General features: G+C 47.0%; 11 protein-coding genes and 1 pseudogene. 6 read left to right on the forward strand and 6 right to left on the reverse strand.

Going from position 1 to position 18,301, the window contains the following annotated elements:
* Window positions 1-65: 65 nt before the first annotated feature.
* Window positions 66-1,022, reverse strand: coding sequence for a tRNA (N6-threonylcarbamoyladenosine(37)-N6)-methyltransferase TrmO (gene tsaA, locus JCM15548_RS18300; RefSeq protein WP_062128346.1), 957 nt, complete (start codon window positions 1,020-1,022; stop codon window positions 66-68).
* Between the two features lie 159 nt (window positions 1,023-1,181).
* Between tsaA and JCM15548_RS18305 the strand changes: the two genes are divergently transcribed.
* On the forward strand, window positions 1,182-1,559 hold the full coding sequence (locus JCM15548_RS18305; protein WP_062128348.1) for a hypothetical protein: 378 nt from the start codon (window positions 1,182-1,184) through the stop codon (window positions 1,557-1,559).
* On the opposite strand, the gene JCM15548_RS18310 is transcribed toward JCM15548_RS18305, so the two are convergent.
* From JCM15548_RS18310 to nikR, 4 genes and pseudogenes are all read right to left on the reverse strand, one after another.
* Window positions 1,547-2,299: an ABC transporter ATP-binding protein gene (locus tag JCM15548_RS18310; RefSeq protein ID WP_062128350.1), complete on the reverse strand. Its 753-nt coding sequence runs from the start codon at window positions 2,297-2,299 to the stop codon at window positions 1,547-1,549. The two genes, JCM15548_RS18305 and JCM15548_RS18310, sit on opposite strands and share 13 nt — an antisense overlap.
* A 3-nt stretch (window positions 2,300-2,302) precedes the next feature.
* Window positions 2,303-3,390, reverse strand: a pseudogene (locus tag JCM15548_RS25850) (FecCD family ABC transporter permease).
* The gene (locus tag JCM15548_RS18325; protein ID WP_062128355.1) at window positions 3,359-4,336 is read right to left on the reverse strand and encodes an ABC transporter substrate-binding protein; all 978 of its coding nucleotides are present in this window, start codon (window positions 4,334-4,336) and stop codon (window positions 3,359-3,361) included. The pseudogene JCM15548_RS25850 and the gene JCM15548_RS18325 overlap by 32 nt, the downstream one beginning before the upstream one ends.
* A 166-nt stretch (window positions 4,337-4,502) precedes the next feature.
* Window positions 4,503-4,904 (reverse strand): nickel-responsive transcriptional regulator NikR, encoded by a 402-nt coding sequence (nikR, locus tag JCM15548_RS18330; RefSeq protein WP_062128357.1) that lies wholly within the window; start codon window positions 4,902-4,904, stop codon window positions 4,503-4,505.
* Window positions 4,905-5,183: 279 nt separating this feature from the next.
* Here nikR and JCM15548_RS18335 point away from each other — a divergent pair, with 279 nt between their 5' ends.
* Window positions 5,184-11,093, forward strand: a complete 5,910-nt coding sequence (locus JCM15548_RS18335; protein WP_062128359.1) for an MG2 domain-containing protein — start codon at window positions 5,184-5,186, stop codon at window positions 11,091-11,093.
* A gap of 67 nt (window positions 11,094-11,160) precedes the next feature.
* Window positions 11,161-12,132, forward strand: a complete 972-nt coding sequence (locus JCM15548_RS18340; protein WP_157482938.1) for a tetratricopeptide repeat protein — start codon at window positions 11,161-11,163, stop codon at window positions 12,130-12,132.
* On the opposite strand, the gene JCM15548_RS18345 is transcribed toward JCM15548_RS18340, so the two are convergent.
* Window positions 12,133-13,953: a glycoside hydrolase family 15 protein gene (locus JCM15548_RS18345; RefSeq protein ID WP_062128363.1), complete on the reverse strand. Its 1,821-nt coding sequence runs from the start codon at window positions 13,951-13,953 to the stop codon at window positions 12,133-12,135.
* 295 nt (window positions 13,954-14,248) lie between these two features.
* Between JCM15548_RS18345 and JCM15548_RS18350 the strand changes: the two genes are divergently transcribed.
* The 3 genes from JCM15548_RS18350 to hflC form a co-directional block, all read left to right on the forward strand.
* Window positions 14,249-16,456, forward strand: a complete 2,208-nt coding sequence (locus JCM15548_RS18350) for a bifunctional alpha,alpha-trehalose-phosphate synthase (UDP-forming)/trehalose-phosphatase (protein WP_062128365.1) — start codon at window positions 14,249-14,251, stop codon at window positions 16,454-16,456.
* A 190-nt stretch (window positions 16,457-16,646) separates the two neighbouring features.
* Window positions 16,647-17,636, forward strand: a complete 990-nt coding sequence (gene hflK, locus JCM15548_RS18355) for an FtsH protease activity modulator HflK (RefSeq protein ID WP_062128367.1) — start codon at window positions 16,647-16,649, stop codon at window positions 17,634-17,636.
* A gap of 13 nt (window positions 17,637-17,649) precedes the next feature.
* Window positions 17,650-18,301, forward strand: a 652-nt coding sequence (hflC, locus tag JCM15548_RS18360; RefSeq protein ID WP_062128368.1) for a protease modulator HflC, incomplete at its 3' end; no start/stop codon positions are given.

Genomic DNA, 18,301 nt, shown 5'->3' on the forward strand with positions numbered 1-18,301 from the left:
GTTTTGACAGTAAAATTAATGTTATGGTTTTGTTAACAAATGGATATACAACTTCAAAAGAAAGTCTAAGGTTTTATTCCGGTTTCAATTTCCTCCATGGAGAACAGCTCCTCAAATGGTAATTGCAATAGCTCAAATGAACATTCACGGGAGACTTTTTTGAACCGGGATCTGAGTTCGTCATCCTGGTTTTTGTCTATTTTTATTTGATGGAAGCGCCAATCAAAATCAGGAAATTTCTCCTTTAGGATGTCACTTGTCTGCATTTTTGGATAAATCCTGAAGCCTTTATCATTTATACGAAAAAGCGTTAGAGCTGTTTTTTCATGGTCTTTCAAAATGAGGTTTTTATTGCCAAAAGTACAGCCTGTTACCATCTGGATGCCATCTGAAAAACAACCATTGGTTTCTGTAATGGCCCATATGTCTTTCATCTCATCCGTATGGGCGTTGAGCTCATTAACTGCTTTGACAGCAGCCAAAACACCCATGGCCAACCCCGGACAAAAGTGACCGTGCAGCTGTGCTGCCTGGATCAATAACCATTCATAATTTTCTGATTTGATGGCTTTAATGATTTCAAAGCGGGGGTTGTTGGTAAGTTTTTCTTTTTGGATCGCAGCTGTGGGGGATTGCTCATCAAAAAAGGATTTATCGCATGGTTTAATATCTATAATCGGGCTGTTATTCATGGCATCCAGTCCGGATACTACCAAAACAGCCCCCTGTATTTCAAGCAGCTTAACGGTCGTTACGCCCACTCCATTGGGACGGTGTGGGCTGCGGGATGCGAAAACACCTTTTATTTCCCCGGTAATAGTACGGGTGATGAGGTCGTATTTTTCCGAGCGGTTGAAGTAAAACAGGACATCAATATAGGTGTTCTCATTCAGCTTGTATAAACCGTCAGAAAATTCAGGCAGAATTTCAATTTCACTCCGTTCTCCTTTTTTGGTGAACCCTTCACGCTTCTCAATGATGTGGTTTCTGACAAATCCGATGGGTGTAAATGGTATGGACATGGTTTAATGCTTGTTTGATGTGGTTATGGATCAATTATCTGTTACTTTTTCCTTATCTTCGGGTACTCATGAATGCCATCTGTGGGGGGATCTTGTATATCTTACTCCTTTATGGCATGCGAGATGCGTCATTTAATCATCGTCAAATATATTTTTGTTATGGACATCGTTTCAATGGCCGATTTGCATTTGGCAGCCAAAAAGCGTCCCAAGGAAGTCGTTTTTCGAATGACCGAGTTGAGTGATGAGGCCAATACTGCCTGGGAAACCCGTTTCAACGATTTGCTGAGCGAATGTGGCTGTGCTTCAGGCAGGCAGTTCATTATGTATGCTTCTCCTGTTTTCATTATCGGCCTTGTTTTAATGGTTAATTACTCTGACCTGAACCGTCAATGGATTCTTGGGCTTTTTGTGATGGCCATCATTTTTGCCGGCTTAGCCGGCAAAATTACCGGCCTCCTGCAGCGTAACTACAAGCTTAATAAGTTGGTGAACGATTTTAAGCGTACCAATCGTTTTGGTGATCAACAAGGATGAAAATAAAAGGATTCATTTTCTGTAATTTTTCGCATTTTGGTGTCATAAATCCGGTGGACATTCTCTTCGGTGACCAGGTCTTTTTCCCCTTGTTCTATGATTCTTCCCTCTTTCATTAGTATGAAATGTGTGGCAAACCTAAGAGCCAGATTCAGATCATGTATGCTGGCCACAACGGTAATGCCTTGTTGGGAGACTTCTTTAAGGATTTTCATGACCTCCATCTGATATTTTAAATCGAGACTGGATGTTGGTTCATCCAGCATGAGTATGGCGGGTTGTTGTGCCAAAGCCCGGGCAATGTGAACCCGTTGCTGCTCCCCTCCGCTCAATTCATTCAGATAGGTGAGGGTTTTATGTTGCAGTCCCAACTTCTCAATGACCTGCATCACAATTTTCCGGTCATTGACTCCCGGAAGCCAGCCTACATGTGGTCGACGGCCCAGCATGACGGTACTGTAAACATCGAGGGGGAATAGCATGTTGGACGATTGAGCCACATAGCCTATGGTCCTGGCCAGTTGTTGCGATTTGTATTTTTGAATGGACGTGTTATGGATTAGAATTTCCCCTTTTTGAGGATGAAGCAGGTTGTTCAAGCATTTAATAAAAGTGCTTTTGCCACAACCGTTGGGGCCAATGACCGCGTAAAAACCTCCCGGCTCAATATAGCCTGACAGGCCTTTAAGCACTGGTTTCTTATGGTAGGCAAAGTGTATGTTTTTAAAAGTGATACGCATGGCTCATCGCTTTTTAATTCGGTTAAACAACAGATAGAGAAAAAAGGGCGCTCCAACAAAGGAGGTGATGATGCCTACCGGAATCACTATTGGTGCTAACAAGGTGCGGGCCAGCATGTCGCTGGCCAGCAGAAATAGGGCACCAAACAGAGCAGATCCGATAATCACGGGGCGTTCGTTAAATCCCAGTATTTTGCGTGTCACATGCGGGATGATTAGTCCCACAAACGCAATAACGCCGTAAAAGGCCACGGTGACTGCAGTGACCAGTGAGGCCACCATGACCGTGATCATTCTAAGTCGGTTGACTTTAACGCCCAGACTGGTGGCTACTTCATCGCCGGCACTGAGGTGGAAAGGTTGAAGGTGTTGAGTAAAAACCAGGCAATGGAAGGCAGTACGATGAAGAACACCAGCCAGGTGTTTTGTATGGTGGCCTTTCCTAAATCGCCAAACATCCAGCTTACGATCGCGGCCAGCTCTACATCATTGGATACATATTGCATGAGCGATGTGGCGGACCCAAACAGCGCCGAAAGTATTATCCCTGCCATTACGAGGGTTTCTGGTGTAGCCCCACCCCAGCGTGCAAATCCGGTGATGAGAAGGGCACAAAGCAGTCCGAAGACAAAGGCCGAAGCGGTCACTATATAGGGGTTGTGTTGCAGGTTCTGTGCCATGCCCATCTGCGCCAGATAGCCCAGTGTGACAATGGCTAAGGCTGCTCCAAACATCGATGCAGCGCTTAAGCCCAGGGTGTAGGGAGATCCCAGTGGATTGCGAATCACTGTCTGGATAACGGCGCCCGAGACGGAGAGGGCAGCCCCGGCCAAAACGGCTGCCAGGATCCTGGGTAAGCGTATTTTAAAAACAATTTGGTGAACGATTTCATCATTGCTGTCCATAAGAGCAACAGCCATTTGTCGGAAAGAAATACCTGAACTCCCTTGGGATAACGCTACCAGCATTAAAAGCAGCAGGGCCAGGACAGACCCCGTTAGAATGACCGATCGTTTAAAGGCTATTTTTTGTAGGGCATCCATTGAAAAATCTTTGCGGTTAAAAACGGTTGAGTGGCTTCCATCCTTCATACATTTTTAGCAGGTCATCACTGATATCTTTACCTATCATAAACTCATAAATGGCTTTCCTGCGGGCCAGAAATTGGAAGTCGGAAACCCGTTCCGGATAGATGACCGAAGCGATGTACCAGGCATTGACCAGTATGGTTTCATAATTGGTTGAATACCAGTTGTAAGGCATTAGGGTATATAGCGTCTTCTCCCGGAAAGCCCTGAGGGTGATATGCAGGGGGGATTCCGGAGATAGTTGTGGCTGAGATAGCGTTAATCCTGCGGCATCTATAAAAAGGTAATCGGGATTCCAGACGATGAGTTGTTCCAAATCGATGGTGGTGGCGTTGCTTCCTTCGACATGGTGAGTGTCAGCCAGACCTGCCGCAACATTTTTCGCCTTTACAAACTCAAAGGCATCGTAGAAAGGAATGGTCGAAGTCAATCCACGCGCGCCGCTGTATGAAATTCCCCCTACATATACACGGCTCTGTATAAATTCCTCCGGCACATTATTTTTTAATGCTTCTATTTCTCTGTTGATAAACTGGATGATGTCCGCCGCCCGCTTTTCCGTTTGGGTGATTTCTCCAATCATTTGCAGGGCCCGGTTGAAAGTCTCTCTTTGCTTGTTGAAGTTACCTGTCTGCAATGCCACTACCGGAATGCCAGTCTGTTTTTGCAAGTCGTCTGCCTCACCAGCAGTTCCTCCGGTCATGAAAATAACATCGGGTTGGTGGGCCGTCAGTAATTCGGCATCTCCTCCACGCATGGGGCCGATGATGGATTTTTCCTTTAACGAGGGTTGCGCATAGGCATAGGCGCGACCGGGACGAAGTTCTATATCTTCCACACCAGATATGCGGTCGGTCAGTTGCATGTAAACCAAAAAGCGTAAGGCTCCTGGTCCCACACCCACCATTTGCCTAACTTCCAGAGGAACTTCCACCTTACGACTGAGCATATCCCTTATAACGGTTGAAGCGCTTGAATCCGATGTTGATTTTGGTCGGCAGCTATTTATTAGCAAGAGATGGAGCAGCCCTATCCCCATGGCGAGCCCTATCCCTATTTTTCTATATGGATAACAGGAATACCGGGCGTTTGTGTCTTGCGGGCTATGTGTCATTTTACGTTATTCTGCTCATGGTTAATTTTCCATGCTGAATGCCCTTGAGGGCAATCAGCCGGTCGGCCAGTTCCGTCAAACGGACTGCCTTTCCTTTGACCGCAATAATTTCCAGACAATGGTCGTTGCCCAGATGAAAATGTTGAGCAGCTAAAACCTCCTCGTGAAAAGCGTGCTGCACCTCATTCAGAAGGGTTAACAGCTCTCTTTTATGGTGGTTGTATACCAAAGTGATGGAGCCTACTACCAGGTTGTTGCACTCCCATTTGCTGAGAGCTCCATGATCGGCAATCAATTGTCGGATGGCCTGGGAACGATTGGAAAACCTGTTTTTGGTGACCAGATCGTCGAGCTGATCCAATAATTCTTTCTCAAGCGATACGCCAAAACGAACAACGCTCATAGTGTTACGATTTTTTTAATTCGTGCTATTAGTTGTTCAAAAGTATTCTTTTTCGACTGAGTCTGCAAGGAATTGATTGTTTTTTGAAGTTGTTTTTGCAAAACGGATTTTCTTTCAACAGGGAGGAGCTCTGGCATAAATAATGCTATCAGACTGCAGTGAGACTGTTCCTGGCAGAATCTTTTCCTTGTGCTGCTTCGAAAGATGATATTCTCACGGATTATTCTTAATTTGAGGGTGCTTTATGTCTATTGTTCTGTCGAGTTAATTCTTAAAAGTATGCGTTCTATATTTCTTAGTTTTATAGTGCTTTTTGTTGTGCTTATGCCGGGCTGCCAGACAAGCAGGGTCACTTCACCTGAACCCATCGAACAACTTTGGCAGCAGGTGGATTCGTTTGATCAGCAGAATCTTCCGCGGTCGGGACTGGCAGTGGTTGAGACCATTCATCAGCGCAGTCTCTCAGAGAACAATACCGTAGATTATATCCAATCGGTGGTGTATCGGGTCAGGCTGATGGAAGCTACTGAGGAGGATGCTCTGGTGAAGTCTATCCGCCAATTGGAGCAGGAGGTCGATTCGCTTTGGATGCCGGCCCGTCAAATGGTTCACAGTATTTTGGGCGATCTGTACCACCAGTTTTACAGCCAACATCGATGGAAGTTACTTCAAAAAGGCGATGTGATTACCAATAGTGAAAACCTGCATGAGATGAGTGCTATGGAAATTTCTTTCAGGGCGCGCGAGCACTATCTTCTGTCGTTGGAAAATAAGGAATTGCTGGCTTCTGAGTCTTCTGAGAAATACCTGCCGCTTTTGCTGAACAGGGATGAGAAAAGGCATTTACGGCCAACTATATATGATTTACTGGTGGCCCGAACGGTGGAGAGGTTGATGGACGATGCTTTTTTCGTCTGGCCGGAAAGCCGTGTTTTTGAGTTGGATAACGACTCGTTAATGGCCGACCGTTCCACCTTCCTGCAAATGTCCCTGCCGGTGACCGACAATCTGCCAACGACCATCAAAGCCATTGAATTGCTGCAGGAATGGTTGCAATACCGGGATAACGAAGGCAATATGGAGGTCGTGACCGACATAGATTTAATGCGCTTGCAGTTAATGTATCCCTTGTATTTGGGTGCCAAAGCGCTGGGTAAATATGAGCAAGCCCTGAAACAGTTGAGGCACCAGACCCAGGGGCTTGAGATTCAGGCATCCGTATTGTATAGCCATGCCAATTTGTTGTATCGATTCTGGCATTTCGAAGAGGAAGATGCCCAACGTCAATTTAAATCAGAGGCCTATGAATTGGCCAAAGAGGCTGCAGAAGGTTTTCCTGAAAGTGAAGGAGGTCTATTGGCCCGGGCGCTCATGGAGCAAATAACCCTTCCTTTGCTGACTATACAGAGCGAAGGGGTGGTGGCCTCCGGCGAGGTGGTCAAGTATATGGTAGAATACAGAAATTTCGACCGTTTATATACCTACATCTTCCCCTTGAATAATCTTCCCTACGACCACTTGAGGATGCCTGATGAGAAATGGATTTTAAATAAAATGGGCGATACCCGGCCTTTGTGGGAGACGGTGACTGATTTGCCCGTTTATGGTGATTACCAATCGCATAGCGCAGAACTAATGACCGATACTGTTTTGCCTTATGGACTTTATGCGGTGTTGGTGTCTGATAGTCCTTTTAATTCCAAACATCTGCCAGACAACAAGCTTTTCAGTTACGCATTGATTCAGGTGAGTGATCTCGCTTTTATGGAATTGGCGGGGGAGAAGGGTGTTACGGTAGCTGTCAGGAACAGAGTCAGCGGAGCAGTTGTTGAGGGGGCCATGGTGGATGTGTTTACCGCTGCCCGATATGGAGATAGGGCACGAAAAGATCGTTTTGGGCCCACGGATGAGAAAGGTCAGATTGTCATTCCTTATATTACTCAGGCGCACGGTAATCGTCGTGTGGTTGTCGTAAACGGAGAGGACACCTATTTTGGTGGTAGTCAATGGTGGGGGCAGCCGGATCAACAGAAAGTGCCTGCCGCCCATCAGCGATCCTTTATTTTTAGTGACCGAAAAGTATACCGTCCCGGCCAGACTGTGCATTTTAAAGCCTTGTTGCTGGAGCAGGAGGGAGAACAGTTAACAGCCATGGAGGGGCAGAATCTGAGCCTTTCTTTGCGCGATGTGAATGGCCGGGAATTGTCTTCTCAATCTCTGAAGACCAATGATTACGGATCCGTTTCGGGGCAGTTTATACTGCCAAAGGGTGGACTGACGGGTAGTTTTACCTTGCAATCACCTTTTGGTTCCACAAACATTCAGGTGGAAGCCTACAAACGACCTCGTTTTGAAGTGGTGGTGGAACCCTATAAAGGTTTGGCTGTGGTGGGCGATTCGCTCAGTGTTTCGGCCAAGGCCATCACCTTAACCGGTTTGCCTTTGTCCAAAGCAAAAGTGGAATGGCGCGTAACCCGATACAGTCATGTTTGGTGGCGGAACAATGGGGCGCGGTCCAAAGTCCTCGCAACGGGCACCGGGATCACCGATGATAAGGGGGTATGGAACATTGACTTCCTGGCAGATGGCTTTCCGGTTTCCGGAAAGACCGGTTATATGAATTATTCCGTGGAAGTGGATGTGACCGATACCAATGGTGAAATGCAGTCGGGGAGTTCCTCCATATTCCTGAGCCACCAGGGCTATCAAATGAACACAAGCACCAAGGACGAAGTCATTGGCACCCACGTTCGTTCTGTCTCAGTCAACGTTTCCTTGTCCAATCACTCAGGAGAACCGGTGAGTGGTCGGGTGAGCTATGCTTTAGAAAAGTTAAAGGAACTGACGGAATTACCCCCTCAGCCTTTTTGGGAGCAGCCCGACACCGTTTTGTGGCAGTCGACTCAACCCAAACCAGACCTGACTTCGAAACTTGAAGTGGCGCGTGTTTTAAGCACCGGCCAATGGACCGTTTCCGGAACGGCGGATCATTCAATCGCACTGAAAGAGTCTCTGGTCACCGGACACTACCAAATTCGGACTTCCATTCTGGATGTGACGGGCGATACTTTGGAATCTGTCGCCCCCTTTAAAGTGGTTAATCCATCTCAGGCGAACTATCAACTTGGTGAAGGCCTTTCGCTGATCAACCTGACCGGACAGGAAGTACGGCCCGGTGAAAGGGCTGAGTTTTTAGTTGGTTCCCTTCACAACCCTGCTCATGTGCAGATTTATGGGGTTTCTGGCCCACATGAACTTATTAATGAGACCGTAACCCTTAAGGGACGCTGGCATAAAATTTCCATCCCGGTCGAGCCTCATCTACAGGGTGACATCACCTTGCAAGTGGCCACCATAAAAAACAAGCGCATTGAGACTCAGGAATCCACAGTAAAGATTCTCGATCCTCAAAAAGAATTGAATCTGGTCCTTTCAAGCTTTCGGGATAAAGTGAAGCCCGGTGATGAGGAGATGTGGACCTTGACAGTTACCGATGGGAATGATCGGCCGGTGAAGGCAGAGATTTTGGCTTTGATGTACGATGCTGCGCTGGACACTTATGGGGCCAACCGTTTAAGTGTAAGTCCGCATTACTACCGTTCCTATAGCAGAAGATTGTGGGGCTGGGATGGTTTTTATTTCAATCATCAGGGCGGTCGATGGGATTTTGGTTCTAAAATGTTGCAGCCTGCTGCCTATCCCTTCTTTTTCTGGACGCAGGAATGGGGCAGCGGATATGGAAGTCATGATTTGGTGCGTTCAAGGGGTGGGTTGAAGTCGGCTGGAGATGGCGAACTCTTTATGACAATGGAGGTCCAAGAGGAAGCGGAAGCATCCATTGCGATTACACGGCAGGAAGGAAGTCATCCGCCACCACCGCCACCTCCGGGTGTCAACAACGCTTTGAAGATCGTGGAAGATGGCTCCTTTGACTTGCCCCAACTGCGCACCAACCTCAATGAAACCGCCTTCTTTTTGCCCCACCTGTTCAGCTCCGGTGAAGGTAAAGCGGAGTTCAGTTTTACCATGCCTGGTAGTCTCACCCGTTGGCGCTTTATGGCCCTGGCGCACACCAAAGAGGGTGCTTCCGCCAACGTGGAGCAGATGATTGTGGCCTCCCGCGAACTGATGGTGGTCCCCAATATGCCCCGAGTGGTGCGGGAAGGGGATGAGTTGTGGTTTGCGGCCAACATCCTCAATAGCAGTGACAAGCAGTTGGGGGGCATGGCTCAATTGGAGATAAGAGATGCCGTGACCGGAGAACTGGTGACAGTGGGCGGGGAGCTGGCCGACCAAATATGGGAAGCCGATGCCGGGGGCAGCGCCGCCGTATCCTGGAAAGTGGTGGTTCCTGAGGGGCTGAAAGCCCTGGAGGTTACCCTTTCTGCTTTTTCTGGCCAAATCAGCGATGGAGAGCGCCACCTGATTCCGGTTTTGCCTTCGCGCACTTTGGTAACAGAAACACAACCTTTGATGTTGACCCAATCGGGTCGTCACACGCTGAATACCCCCACCTTAAAGGATGGGAAAATGGACAGTTTTGAAAATTTCACCCTGACCTATACCGAGCATGCGGCCTGGGAAGTCCTGGGCGCTTTGCCCTGGCTGATGGAGCGGCCCCATGAAAGTGCCGATCAGGTTTTTAACCGCTTTTATGCGGCCACTGTAGCGCAACAAATATTTAAGCAATATCCGGCCATAGAAAGGGTGTTGAAAGTCTGGGCCCAAGAGTTGGAAGGGGATGAGAATGCCTTGTTGTCGGCCCTCGAAAAACATCCGGAGTTGAAATCTGCCTTGCTGACCGCCACGCCGTGGCTGACGGAGGCGCAGAACGACACCGAGCGTCGCAAAAGGCTGACCTCACTGGTGGTGGAGGGACAAATGGATAACGAAATCTATTCGGCCCTGCAACTGTTGCAGCAAATGCAATTGTCCGATGGCGCCTGGCCCTGGTTCAGCGGCATGTATCCTTCGGAGGCCACCACTATCCAAATTTTGGCCGGCTTCGGCTATTTGAATAAGATGGGCGTTGAGTGGGAGGAGGATGTTCAGCAAATGGTCGACCAATCGGCCCGCTGGCTATTGGAGCAACTGAAAGATGAAAAGAATGCTTGGGAAAAGCGAGCAGATAAGGAACAGGAAGCAGTCGTCCCTGCCCGCGTTATTCACAAGCTGTATGCATTGAGTTACTGGTCGGACCGCTATAACGGAACGGAAGTCGATTTCTGGGTGAACATCCTCCGACAGCAGCTGCCGCGCGAACCCGTCATGCTGCAATCTTATGCCGCACTGGTTTTAAAACGTCGGGGATTTGACCTGGAAGCTGCGCAACTGATTCAATCCCTAAAGGAGTATTTGTTGACCGGGGAGAACGACACCCGTTTTTTCAAGTTGCCTGATGGCCCCCATTGGTCGCTGTCCTCCATCGAAACGCACGTGGCGGCTATGGAAGCATTCAGAGAATCGGGTTCCAATGATGGTGTGTTGACCGGCATGGAGAACTGGGTGATCCAACAAAAGCGCACCCAGCAGTGGCGCACAACGCGCGCCACCGTTTCGGCCATTTACGCATTAGCCGGGGCTTCGCGCGAGCTCTTTGATGTTTCCGGGTCGGACAAACTGCTGGTGGATGGTCAGGCCATCGCCTTTGGTGCCACTGAAACTGCCTCTGGTTACCGGAGTTTCTCCCTCCAGGGCAGTGCCATTGATGCCCGTTACGGCGCTATTGTCATCGATAAGCAAAAAGACACCCCTTCTTTCGCTTCGGTGCAGTTGAGTTATTACCAGTCGGCCGACTCCGTTCAAGCCGGTGGCTTTCTGGACGTGCAGAGCAGTTTGCTGAAGCGCGAGATGATTGATAACCGGGAGAAGTGGGTGCCGGTTGGAGCCGATACCGAATTGAAACCTGGCGACCGCCTCATGCAGCGCCTTGTGGTAGAGACACCCCAGCCACTTGATTTTTTACATGTTGATGCCCCAAGGGCCGCGAGTTTAGAGCCGGTAGATTTATTGTCGGGTTACCGCTATGCCTCGGGACTGGGGTATTACTTGTCGGTGACCGATGCCGGTGCCGGATTGTTTGTAGACCATCTGCAAAGGCCGTTACACGCTCAGCTGGGAAGTCAGCGTATCGTTCCGGGGAAAAGCGGTCCAGGGTCCCGTTCAGGTCAGTTGTTTTTATGCCCCTGAATTTGGCGGTCACAGTCAGGGTGGCACGATTAATGTTAAGCCCTAAGCGACTATAAAAACAGAGACGATGATCAGGATGACTATAATAATGGCCCTTTTTGTGATGGCGGGCCAATTCGCTTTCGGCCAAATTGGCGGCCTTGAATATAAAGGGCGTGGACTGGAATTGCTCAATGAGGGCAAAACCGATTCGGCCATGGTCTATCTCAACCAGGCGGTGCTGAAAGGCGTGACCGATGGCGAGGTTTTGGGTGGATTGGCACTGGCTTATATTCAAAAGGGTGATGCCGAAAGGGCTTTGGAAAAAGCTGTGGAGGCGCGGAAAGATAAGCAGTATCCCTCCGCGGATGCTTATTTGGCCGGTGTGCTGGCGCATGATGCCATGGGCAATGTCAGCCAACGGGATCGTTGGCTCGATCAGGGCTTAAAGGCCTTTCCTGCTGATTATTTGTTACTGTACCATGCCGGCCGAATCATTATTCCTTTTGATTCAGAAGAGGGCGAACGGCTTTTGCTGCGTTCCATACATGCCTATCCCGCATTTGGATCTGCCCATATTTTGTTGGGTGAAAATATGTATCGCAGAGGTGAGAATTTAAAAGCCGCCTTGCCCTTGATGTATTATTTGTTGTTGCATCAGGATGCCTTAAACAGTGGGGACGTGGTGGCGCTTATTGAGCGTTTGTATGATAGCTGGTCCATTTCCAAAGAGAGCGTTTCGAAAGTGTCTAAGGCTAGTAAAGGATTTACCGTTGATTATGTTCCGACCGCTTATACCGGAGGTCCCGATGATAAGGGCGAGTGGTTTGTGGCAGAATCCCTGGCACTGATGCAAAGCGTGCAAACGGCCTCTGTGTCATCTTCAGATGCTTTATGGATTTTTTATTCTGACTTTTATGGTCAGTTGTCCCGATTGGGATTTGATGTTCCTATGGCCCATCACATAGCATACAGCCGGTATCCGGCCGATGCCATGGAATGGATCAATGAGAACGCCCAGCTTTATCAGATGCTGGGCGACTGGTTGATGGTTCTTTAATTAATGGATGATCTGTAGCAACAATTCTTCCTTGCTCAGTTTTCCACCACTCAACAGCATGGCCGTGTCGATCAAGGCCAGATGAGAATAGGCTTGTGGGAAATTACCCAGTAAGCGCTTGGTTTCAAAGTCAAGGTCCTCACTGAACAGTCCCAAATGATTGGAATAAGTCAGTAGTTTGTCAAACTTTTCCTTGGCCAGATCTTCTTCGCCAATCATGAAGAGGGCCCGCACCAGCCAAAAAGAACAGATGGTAAAAGCCGATGATGGTTCGCCAAAATCATCTTTGTTTTTGTAACGGAACATCAGGCCGTTATGCTCCAGCTCACCCTGAATGGCTTTAACCGTGCTCACAAACTGGGGATCGCGACCCGAAAGAAATCCGTAGAATTCCATCAAAAGGACAGAGGCATCCAAATCATCATATCCATAGGCCTGGGTGAAGGATTGCTTTTCTTTGCACCAGGCTTTTTTCAGAATGTCTTTCTTGATTTTATCCCGCAGATCCACCCACTCGTCTACCTGGTCCTGTTGCTGTAACAGCGAGGCAATTTTTATGGCCCGATCTACTGCCACCCAACAAAGCACCTTACTAAAGGTAAAATGCTTGTTGTTCTGACGCATCTCCCAAATTCCCTTATCCGGCTTTTGCCAGTTTCGCTCAACGGCACGCACCATGTTTCGGGTAATGGTCCACAGTTCTTCACTGTGTTCCAGGGAAACAGAAAACAGGTGGAAATGCTGATATATCACATCCATTAAAATGCCGTAGATGTCGTTTTGCTTCTGTTTGTAGGCGGCATTTCCGACTCTGACAGGGGCGCTGTTGCAGTAACCCGATAAATGGTCCAGGGTTGTTTCGGTCAGTTTTTTCTGGCCGTCAATCCCATACATGATTTGGATGCGCTCATCCTTATCCGGCAGCAGGTCGGTAATGAACCGCAGGTAGCGATGGGCCAGATTGTAGTGGTCCAGACTGGTCATTATTTTGATCACCATGGAGGCATCTCTGATCCAGCAAAAGCGGTAATCCCAATTGCGCACCTCACCAATGGTCTCCGGCAGGGAGGTGGTCAGAGCAGCCAAAATGGCACCGGTTTTCTGATAGCTTAACAGCTTAAGAACCAGCGCACTTCGTGTGATGGCCTCGTTGTATTTGCCAAAGCTGGTGGTACGTTCCGACCAGGTCAGCCAGTAGGCTTTGGTCCGCGTCAGTTTGGTGTAGGAACGTTCAACGGTTTGTTTCAGAAGTTTCTGATTGTAGCTCAATAAAACAAACTCATCCTTGGTCAGGGTCAGCAATTGCCTGCAGGCCACGTTGGAAATGTTCATGCTCGAATAGAGATACATCGAGTCATAGTCCCCTTTAGTTGTTTGTGCTTTTACAAAACTTTTGTAGATGTCAATACGTGTATCGTAAGTGGCATATTCCAACCGGGGATCGTATCTTATTCTAAAGGATGGTGCGCCTTCAATATGCTTGAAGTAGCGAATGACATCCGGAGGCGAGTAATAATTACCACCATCCAGCTTATAGCGCGGCATAAAGTCATGAACTTCAAAAATCCCATCCTTACAGGAGAAACGGGTGATTAAAATATTGGTGTTCCAATCGTATTTTTGGGTGATATCGGCTTCGTTTTCAGGCAATATATCAAAGCTACCGCCTTTGTCTTCATCCATCAGCTTTCCAAAAACCGACCCTGAATCAAATTTGGGCAAACACAACCATTCTATCGCTCCTTTGTTGGATATTAAAGCACCACTACGACAGTTGCCAATAACCCCGTAGTTGAGGCCCCTTTCACATTGTTTTTTCATTCGATATCCACTATTTAAGAAATGTTCTAACTCGAAATTAGGGGTTTAAGGAGAAAATAATTATCACAGAAAAAAAGAAAATAGTTTCTGGGTGTAAAATAGAGAAAAATGATCCAATAATGAAAGCGGAACGAATTTCGATTTCACCCTGAAAATGGGGAAAAGCCCCTAATTTTTATTAACTTTGTTAGAAATCAACTGAATAAGTAAACGTAATGAATCGCATTAAGATACATTAAGAATCACTAATTTAATAAAACTAAAGTATTTTCATCTATATAAAACTCTATTCCAAATGAAAAAACTACATATTGTATCTAACCGATTACCATTTAGCATTAGTTACCAGAATGATGAGCCCTCCCTTGAACCCAGCGTAGGAGGCTTAGCTACCGGGATGAATTCCGTTTATAAAGATTTTAACGGTAAATGGATTGGCTGGCCGGGCATCGCTTCCGATACAAAGACAAAACAGGAGCTTCAGTCGGTTGAAACCTTATTGGCCAAGGAGGGCTGTGAATCTGTTCATTTAACCGAGTGCGAGGTGGAGGAGTTTTATGAAGGCTTTTGTAACAACACCATTTGGCCGCTCTTTCATTATTTTGCCCAATACGTCGATTTTCATTCCGAATTTTGGGAGGCCTATGTCGCCGTTAACCAGAAATTTGCCGATAAGGTTTTGGAGGTGGTTGAAGACGATGATTATGTGTGGGTACACGATTACCAGTTGATGCTGGTGCCCGAAATGATAAAAAGCCAACGTCCCAATATAACTATTGGTTACTTTTTGCACATTCCTTTTCCCTCGTATGAGGTGTTTCGGATTTTGCCTTGGCGAAAGGAACTTTTGAAGGGCTTGTTGGGCGCCGATTTAATTGGTTTTCATACCTATGATTATGAGCGTCACTTTTTAAGTAGTGTCCGTCGCTTGTTTGGTTATGAAATCACCTTTAATGAGATACACATTGATGACCGAATCATATTGGCCGATGCCTTTCCCATGGGAATTGACTTCGATAAATTTGCCGATGCTGCCCGACAGATCCATCAAACACCCCTAAAGGAACGTTCTGAAGTGCATAAAGAACTGGAAAAGTATTTCCTGATGGATCCGGATAGAAAGCTGGTGCTTTCTATCGACCGCTTGGATTACTCCAAGGGTATTCCCAACCGCCTGAGGGCCTTTGGTAAATTTCTGGAGAATCATCCCGAGTATCATGGCAAAGTAACCCTGATATTACTCTCTGTGCCCTCCAGAAATAATGTGATCCATTATCAGCGCTTAAAGAGTGAGGTGGAGGAGCTGGTTGGAAGCATCAACGGTTTGTATGGCAATATCAATTACACCCCGGTTTGGTATTTTTACCGATCCATGCCTTTCAATAATTTGGTGGAGCTATATAGCATGTCTGATGTGGCGCTCATCACTCCTGTGCGGGACGGCATGAATCTGGTGGCCAAAGAATATGTGGCCTCCCGCATCAATCAAACCGGTGTTATGGTGCTCAGCGAGATGGCGGGTGTGGTAAAAGAAATGGGCGAGGCCATCGTGATCAATCCCAATGATGAGGATGAAACGGAAAGGGCCATACTTCAGGCTCTGGAAATGACGCCTGAGGAGCAGGCATCCCGAATGCTCACCATGCAAAAGCGCTTAAAGCGTTACGATGTATTTAAATGGGCCAAGGATTTTGTGGGTGCCTTGCAACGGGTCAACCGGATTCAGAAAGACTTTCTGGCCAAGAAAATCACCGAAAAAATCAGTGACGAGATTGTTAAAAGGTACGATAAGGCCTCTAAAAGAGCCATTTTTCTCGATTATGACGGTACGCTCAAGGGATTTAAAGATAACCCCCAGGAGGTTCAGCCCGATTCAGAATTGAAAAATCTGATTGAGAGTCTGACCAGTATCGATAAAAATATTGTGACCATAATAAGTGGACGCGATAAAGAAACACTCGGAAAGTGGTTTGAAGGACAAAATGTGAATTTGATATGTGAGCATGGGGTTTGGTTGCGCCGAAAGGGCGAAGACTGGCAAATGCTGACCAATGCTTCCAATTCATGGATGCCCATGATTCGTCCGGTATTGGATAGTTACGTGGACCGAACGCCTGGTTCCTTTTTAGAGGAAAAGAACTACTCTCTGGTCTGGCATTACCGCAAAGCCGAAGCAGAATTGGGCGAATTACGCGCCAAGGAATTGCGGGATGAACTGACCGAACTGGTGGCCAATCACAACCTTGAAATTATGGAGGGCAACAAAGTGGTTGAAGTCAAAACTGGCGGAATCAATAAGGGGGCTGCCGCCAATAGCTTCCTGATGAATATGAATGCCGACTTTATTATGGCTTTGGGGGACGACTGGACCGATGAATTCTTGTTCCGTGAATTGCCCGAGACAGCTGTTACCATTAAAGTAGGTATTAAGCACACCAATGCCAATTACAAATTGGAAACGGTGGAGGCTGTGCGCAAATTTTTAAAAGTACTGGCGCACTAAAGCAACCTTGATAATTGATGATTTTAACAGGTTTAAATAGTCAATAGAACGTTAGGTTGGAGACAAGCGAAGCGTAGTCCCGCGAAGCGGGATCATTAGGTTGATAGGTGAAATTAAAATCAGTGACTTACAAAACAATAACGAACTATTAAATAGCAATAACAGAATTTTTATTTATTAATTCATTTATATGACAACAAATCAGTTTGATGGTATTGAAATCCCTCCCTTTGTACAGACCATTTTCAAGAATGTAAAAAAGATTCTTGTCGGTATTCTGTTACTCATTGTGGTGTGGAGTGGCTTTTTTCAGGTAGGGGCTGAAGAAGTCGGCGTGATTACCCGTTTTGGGAAATACACCCGGATGGTAGAGTCGGGTCTTAATTTTAAGATTCCCCTGATTGAAATTGTACAGAAAGTGCCTGTAGAGCGTCAGCAGAAGCAGGAATTTGGTTTTCGTACCCTCTCTTCAGATGTGCGCTCTGAGTATACCAAGCAAGGCACCTCGGAGGAATCATTGATGTTAACCGGTGATTTGAACCTGGCCGATGTGGAATGGGTGGTTCAATACAGAATCAGCGACGCCTACAATTATTTATTCATGGTTAGGAATCCGGAAAGTACCTTGCGCGATGTGTCAGAATCAGCCATGCGTCAGGTGGTGGGTGATCGCACAGTCAATGAAGTGCTGACTGTTGGGCGGACAGAAGTTGCCTTGGCTGTGAAAGAACAGATTCAGTTGCTCAGTGACGAGTATTCATTGGGAATACGCGTGGAACAAGTGGTGCTGCAGGATGTTAATCCACCGGATCCTGTTAAGGCAGCCTTTAATGCGGTGAATGAGGCGCAACAGGAGAAAGAAACACTGATTAATCAGGCCAAATCAGAATACAACAGAGTCATTCCTCATGCACGTGGACAGGCCAAGGAAACCATTCAAAAAGCGGAAGGTTATGCCACGGCCCGGGTGAATAATGCACAAGGTGAAGCTTCTCGTTTTAATATGCTCTATTTAGAGTACATTAAAGCACCTGATGTGACCAGACGCAGGATATACCTGGAAACCATGCAGCGTGTTTTGCCTAATTTGGGTAATAAGATCATTACCGACCAGGAAGGCACCAATGTATTGCCACTGCTACAGATGCAGATGAGTCAGAATAAAACTACTAATCAGTAAAATGAATCGAAAAATGAAGAAGAATCCCATAATATTAATTCTGGCACTTTTGGTAGTCGTTATATTTGTCTTCAATAGTGTTTTTATTGTCAAGGAGACCGAGCAGGTGGTTATCACCCAGTTTGGACGCCCTGTAGGTGATGCCATTTTGACCCCCGGTTTAAATTTTAAAACACCCTTTATTCAGAAAACAAATTTCTTTGATAAGCGTTTTTTGGAGTGGGATGGGGATGCCAACCAGATTCCAACCAAGGATAAGAAGTATATTTTTGTGGACTCTTATGCCCGCTGGCAAATAACAGACCCTCTGAAGTTTTTTATCCGATTGACCAATGAACGGGGAGCGCTTTCCCGTATTGCTGATATTTTGGATGGCGAAACCCGGGACTATGTGGCCAATCATAATCTGGAAGAGGTGGTACGGACCAGTAATCGCACACCCGTATCTTCAGGTGTTATTGCTGAAATGATCAGCGACTCACTGATCAATATTGAAGTGGGACGTGAAAAAATTCAGCACATGATAAGGGAATCGGCCAACCAAGAAGCCAGTGATTTGGGGATTGCCATACTGGATTTTAAAATCAAGCGCATCAACTATGTGCCTGAAGTCCGCGAACAAGTCTATAACAGAATGAAAAGTGAGCGCATGCGCATCGCCGATG

The sequence above is a fragment of the Geofilum rubicundum JCM 15548 genome, assembly GCF_000974365.1.
GTDB classification, from domain to species: Bacteria; Bacteroidota; Bacteroidia; order Bacteroidales; family Marinilabiliaceae; genus Geofilum; species Geofilum rubicundum.

Bases quoted from the DNA above. Each gene is read 5' to 3' on its own strand.
- tsaA (WP_062128346.1), bottom strand. From the start codon at position 1,022: ATGTCCATACCATTTACACCCATCGGATTTGTCAGAAACCACATCATT.
- JCM15548_RS18335 (WP_062128359.1), top strand. From the start codon at position 5,184: ATGCGTTCTATATTTCTTAGTTTTATAGTGCTTTTTGTTGTGCTTATG.
- hflK (WP_062128367.1), top strand. From the start codon at position 16,647: ATGACAACAAATCAGTTTGATGGTATTGAAATCCCTCCCTTTGTACAG.
- nikR (WP_062128357.1), bottom strand. From the start codon at position 4,904: ATGAGCGTTGTTCGTTTTGGCGTATCGCTTGAGAAAGAATTATTGGAT.
- JCM15548_RS18340 (WP_157482938.1), top strand. From the start codon at position 11,161: ATGATCAGGATGACTATAATAATGGCCCTTTTTGTGATGGCGGGCCAA.
- JCM15548_RS18345 (WP_062128363.1), bottom strand. From the start codon at position 13,953: ATGAAAAAACAATGTGAAAGGGGCCTCAACTACGGGGTTATTGGCAAC.
- JCM15548_RS18325 (WP_062128355.1), bottom strand. From the start codon at position 4,336: ATGCTCAGTCGTAAGGTGGAAGTTCCTCTGGAAGTTAGGCAAATGGTG.
- JCM15548_RS18310 (WP_062128350.1), bottom strand. From the start codon at position 2,299: ATGCGTATCACTTTTAAAAACATACACTTTGCCTACCATAAGAAACCA.
- JCM15548_RS18350 (WP_062128365.1), top strand. From the start codon at position 14,249: ATGAAAAAACTACATATTGTATCTAACCGATTACCATTTAGCATTAGT.
- JCM15548_RS18305 (WP_062128348.1), top strand. From the start codon at position 1,182: ATGGACATCGTTTCAATGGCCGATTTGCATTTGGCAGCCAAAAAGCGT.